Origin of the sequence: Ventosimonas gracilis (genome assembly GCF_001580025.1) — a bacterium.
GTDB classification, from domain to species: domain Bacteria; phylum Pseudomonadota; class Gammaproteobacteria; order Pseudomonadales; family Pseudomonadaceae; genus Ventosimonas; species Ventosimonas gracilis.
This window is the reverse complement of sequence record NZ_LSZO01000070.1, coordinates 1-5024: the sequence shown is the minus strand read 5'-3', so window position 1 is coordinate 5024 and position 5024 is coordinate 1. Positions and strand designations below refer to the sequence as shown.

The 5024-nt window shown below is 51.3% G+C and carries 2 protein-coding genes; both read left to right on the top strand.

Features of this window, described 5'->3' with window-relative positions; translation table 11 throughout:
* Nucleotides 1-333: 333 nt before the first annotated feature.
* Complete coding sequence (locus tag AXE65_RS03995; protein ID WP_068388450.1) at nt 334-2280, top strand: DUF1302 domain-containing protein; 1947 nt, start codon at nt 334-336, stop codon at nt 2278-2280.
* A 347-nt stretch (nt 2281-2627) separates the two neighbouring features.
* The gene (locus tag AXE65_RS03990; protein ID WP_068388447.1) at nt 2628-4721 is read left to right on the top strand and encodes a DUF1302 domain-containing protein; all 2094 of its coding nucleotides are present in this window, start codon (nt 2628-2630) and stop codon (nt 4719-4721) included.
* Nucleotides 4722-5024 lie beyond the last annotated feature (303 nt).

Genomic DNA, 5024 nt, shown 5'->3' with positions numbered 1-5024 from the left:
GGCTTGGCGGGGAAACCTTCGTTTCGTTCGATAAAAAGGCCGTTTCGCTTCTCACGAAACAGGGGAATGCGGCGCGGCTTCTATCATGAGGTCAAGCTTCGCAAGCGGTTTGGCTTTATATCAGTCCTTAGCGGCGCTCTTGCCGCGTGCTGTATAGGTGGCCGGTGTCAGGGTTACGGACGGCTTGTTCTTTGTGTAAAAGAGCGTTATCACGGCTTAAATTAAAGCTGGCAAAAATATTGCTGCTGAGCTATCAATAAGTAACAAATAGCGTCACTTTCATTCTGTGTACCCCGCAAGAAGAAAAACAACCCTTCCAAGGAGTTCTCTGTGATGAAGTCAAAACGCCACGATAAGCTGTATCCCGTTTACGGGCGCGTTGCTTTTGCGTTTTCGCTACTGCCGTTATTGTTTGCTGCACCGGCCGCTGCGCTGCAAATCCGCTTGGCAGAAGGCGAGGTGGAAGGTTCATTCGATACCACCTTATCCTACGGGCAGTTGTACCGTGTGCAGGGAATGGACAAGACCAACGACGATGTCAACGGTAACGATGGCAATCGCAATTTCGAGACTGGACGGGTTTCCGAGGTGTATAAAATCACCTCAGACTTGGGTCTTAATTGGCGCAACTACGGCTTGTTTATGCGCGGTACGGCGTTTTATGACAGCCAAATCATGGACCGGCGCAACGATTTTTATAAACAGAACAATCCGCAGCAACCGGCCCAAAGTTTTCCGCAGGATAACCGCTTTACCCGCGAGACTCGGCACAAGGCCGGACGTGATGCGCAGCTTTTGGATGCCTATCTCTTCGGCAATTGGGACATTGCTGGACATTCGCTGCGTGCCAGTGTCGGACGGCAAGTGTTTAACTGGGGTGAAGGGCTGTTTTATCGAGGCGGCATCAATACCACCAATCCCATTGATGCGGCCAAATTCCGCCTGCCGGGTGCTGAGATAAAAGAAGTACTGGTGCCGGTGGAGTCCTTCAATATCAGCTTAAGCCTTACCGATAATCTGTCGATGGAAGCGTTTTACCAGTGGAATTGGAAAGAAAGTGCGATGGATCCGGTCGGCACGTTTTTCTCCGAAACCGACCTGTTTGCCGATGGAGGCAATACCGGCTACAGCAGTTTGGGTACTTCGCCATTGGCGCTCGCATTGCCGTTCTATGCGGGCGGTAATTTTTGTGGCACAGGAGGATTGTGCGAAGGGCGGGGCGGGCAGAACTTTATCGATAGCAACGGGTTGTATGGCCGCATTGCCCGTATTGATACGGACTTAAACGCTAAAAACGATGGACAGTTTGGGGTCAATCTTAAATACCTCGCCGAATCGCTTAATTCCACCGAATTTGGCCTGTACTTTGTCAACTATCACGGTAAGGAGCCGGTGATTTATGCGGACTTGAATGGCTATGCGGGTGTTGATTTAGCCGCATTGACTGCAGCGCTCGGTAATGGCGTCCTTGCCGGAGGTCTTGCCACGATAGACCTGCTCGGCAACGTTCGCGCCAAACGTGAATACGTCGAAAATATCCGCATGCTGGGGTTGAGCTTTAATACGGCAGTAGGCAATGCCTCGGTGTTTGGTGAATTAAGCTATCGCCCGAATATGCCAATCGGCGTTTCTGCCACCAACGATTTGGTCTACGACATGGCTTTACAAGGTGCGCAGATGGCTGATAACAACGGTTCATTTCCGGGCAGCGGCACGGCGCTGATGGCCGGAAAGCGGGTCACGCGCAGCGGCAGCGTGCACAACTACGAACGGGTAGAGATGTATAACAGTTCGCTCGGCAGCATCTATAACTTCGGGCCGATGCTGGGCTTTAACGCAGTGACCGGCGTGGCTGAACTGGCCTCTGAGCATATTCGCGGCAGCAGCCTTAAATATCAGGCTTTCAATGGCACCCCTTTCAATGACACTCGTTACTACTCTGGGCGTGGTAATACGGCCTATGTCGATGATGGGCGGCGTGATGACCAGGTCAATCGCAATGCCTACGGCTACACACTGGTGCTTTCCGGTACTTGGAACGATGCATTCGCCGGGGTCAATGTCTCGCCTTATCTGGTCTACAAGGACGATTTTGAGGGCAACTCACACATGACTGGCAACTTTGTCGAAGGCCGCAAAGCCTATACCTTAGGTCTTCGTGGCAATTACAGCCAGCGGCTGGAAGCGGAGTTGCAATACACCGAGTTTTGGGGCGGCGGGCAAAACAACAAAATGCGCGACCGCGACAATATCGGCATCAATATCAAATACTCGTTCTAATAGCGCTCGCTTGGGACAAAGCCGCTTTTTGGGTCTTGTGTCCTAAGTGCAGTGCCGCAGTGACAGGGAGGGCATCGAAATGGCCAAGAAAAAAATTGTTAAAAAGTCTGGCAAAAATGGCAAAGTTAGGCTTATCTATAAGGCTGTGCCTTAACGAGTAACGACAGCAATAACGATAAAGAGGATAGGGCAGCGGTAGGGTACCCCAGCAGGTTGTGTGGACACCCATTGTCTTGCAGTACGGCAGTACGAAATTGACTGACGCTTCTGGAAGGGCAATGCAAGCGGTTGAGTGTGCTATTTCAATCGGTATGAGTTCACAACAACAATGTTACTGGGGGCTTTCTGTGAAGCTATTTAAACTGTTTAAACTATTTACTATTCCTCTGAGTGTTTATCCCGCCAATGCCTGCTTATCATTCACCAGTCTGCTGTCACTATTGTTCTGTGCAGATGCTTTGGCCTTTAGTTTTGGTACGGATAGCGGCGAACTGACCGGTTCACTCGATACAACCCTGTCCTACGGGCAGATGTACCGTATGGAAAGTCAGGATAAAAACAACGATGACATCAATACCAATGACGGCAACCGCAATTTCAGCAAGGGCAAGATGGTCACCAATGCGGGCAGCATCACTTCCATCTTTAAGCTGCGCTACGGTGACTATGGCCTAACCTTGAAAGGTCGTGGCTACTACGACCATCAGATTGCCAAGAACCGCAACGACTACTTTAAAAACAGCATGACGCCTGAGCCGGCTCAGGCTGACCCATACAACAGCTTCCCCAAGAAAACCCGCGAACAGGCCGGTCGCAAGGTCGAATTGCTGGATGCTTATGTCAACGCAAACTGGGACGTCTTCAGCCTGCCCTTTCAACTAACAGTGGGCAGGCACGTGCTCAACTGGGGCGAGAGCATGTTCTATCGCGGTGGGGTCAACAGCGCCATCAACCCGCTGGATTTAACGACCTACCGCATGATGAACTACAACCTAAGCGACCTGAAGGAGCTGTATATCCCGATGGAAGCGGTCAGCTTCAACCTGGGGTTGACTGAAAACCTGTCGATGGAAGCCTTCTACCAATGGAAATGGAAGGAAACCGTATTGCCGCCGGTCGGCACCTTCTTCTCGGAAACCGATCTGCTCGCCGATGGAGCCAATACCGCTTGGGCGGACCAAGCCCCTGAGTTGTTTTTGCCGGTGCGCGACATCTACCCACAAGCCATCCAAGGCAGTTGCAGTGTCATCTTGGGATTGTTTGATCCGTGCAACAATGGCTTGACCGGCCTTGCCCCTGGTGTTGACCCGACGGGCATTGTCCGCGTAGCGGGCATTAACCCCAAGAAAAAAGCACGCGATGACGGCCAGTTCGGCTTAAGCTTTAAATACACAGCGCAGGCTCTGAACAACACGGAATTTGGTCTGTACTTTGTCAACTATCACAGCAAAGAGCCCATATTGGTGGGCGATATGGGCGGTTATCAAGGCTACAGCATGCTGCCTTTGGTGCTGGGACAGCCGTTCTGGAATGGTCAGGGTCTTGGCAACATTCTTGATTTTATCCGCAATCCTCTTGCCGCCATAGAGACCTGGGGTATCAACGGTGGGCTGCTAATGGCCATTGATGCGGGAGGCAGTGTGCGCGGCTGGCGCGAATATCCTGAGGATATTCGTATGTACGGCTTCAGTTTCGCCACCGAATGGGCAGGCATTTCTTGGGCGGGGGAGATTACCTATAGACCCAATGTACCCATTGGCATCATGACCACCAATGATTTGGTGGCAGACCTTTTGTATCAAGCGCCCTTTGCCATTGATACCAACCCGATTACCCGCTTGATACATGGTGGTGACGGCACGGCGATGGTGATGGGGCAACCCATGACGCTTGAGGATACGCTGTACAACTACGAGCGCGTGGAGATGTTCAATAGCAGCTTAAGTGCCATCAAATTCTTCGGTGCAGGGCTTAGCTTTGACTCATCACTGCTGTTGTTTAACATCGCCTCCGAGCATTACCGCGGCAGTAGTCTCAAATACACGGGCTATGACACCAGTGCGCCGGTTTCCCTGCAAAAAGCGGGCTTGGTCACGCGGCGCATCGCTGGGCGTGGCAATCGTTCCTACTTTGAAGGCGGCACGGATAAAGACCAAATCAGCCGCAATGCCTACGGCTTTACGCTGTCCTTTGAAGGCACCTGGAACAATGTCTTTGGGTTGACCTTAAAGCCTTTTATTGTCTATCAGGATGCCTTCAAGGGTAACTCGCACATGACCGGCAACTTTATCGAAGGTGCCAAAGCCTACTCAATTGGCATGCGCGCCGAGATGGATAATCTCGAAGCCGAGGTGCAGTACACCGAGTTCTGGGGCGGCGGCATGAACAACATGATGCGCGACCGTGACAACGCCAGCTTCAATGTCAAATACAGTTTCTAAACACAAGATGGCAATAGTGCGGGGCGCAATGGTATTTCGCCCCGCCTAAAAAAAATGCTTCCTGGATTGTAAACAGTCTAAAAAATCAGGCTTTTGAGCTGGGGCTTGTGGCGGCAAGGTGGTCGAAAAAATGGGTAAAGAATCTGGAAAAAAGCACAGGGTTAGCTTGCCTAGATGGGATCTAACGAGCCTTCAGGCAACGATAAACAATAAGTAAGGGTCTTAGGAAGCAAACGCGATCAAAGCGGCTGTTCACGCAGTAATTTTAGCAAGGCCAGATAGATGTTTTCATGTCGATGATTG

Coding starts and splice junctions, on each gene's coding strand:
- AXE65_RS03995 (WP_068388450.1), top strand. CDS start 334: ATGAAGTCAAAACGCCACGATAAGCTGTATCCCGTTTACGGGCGCGTT.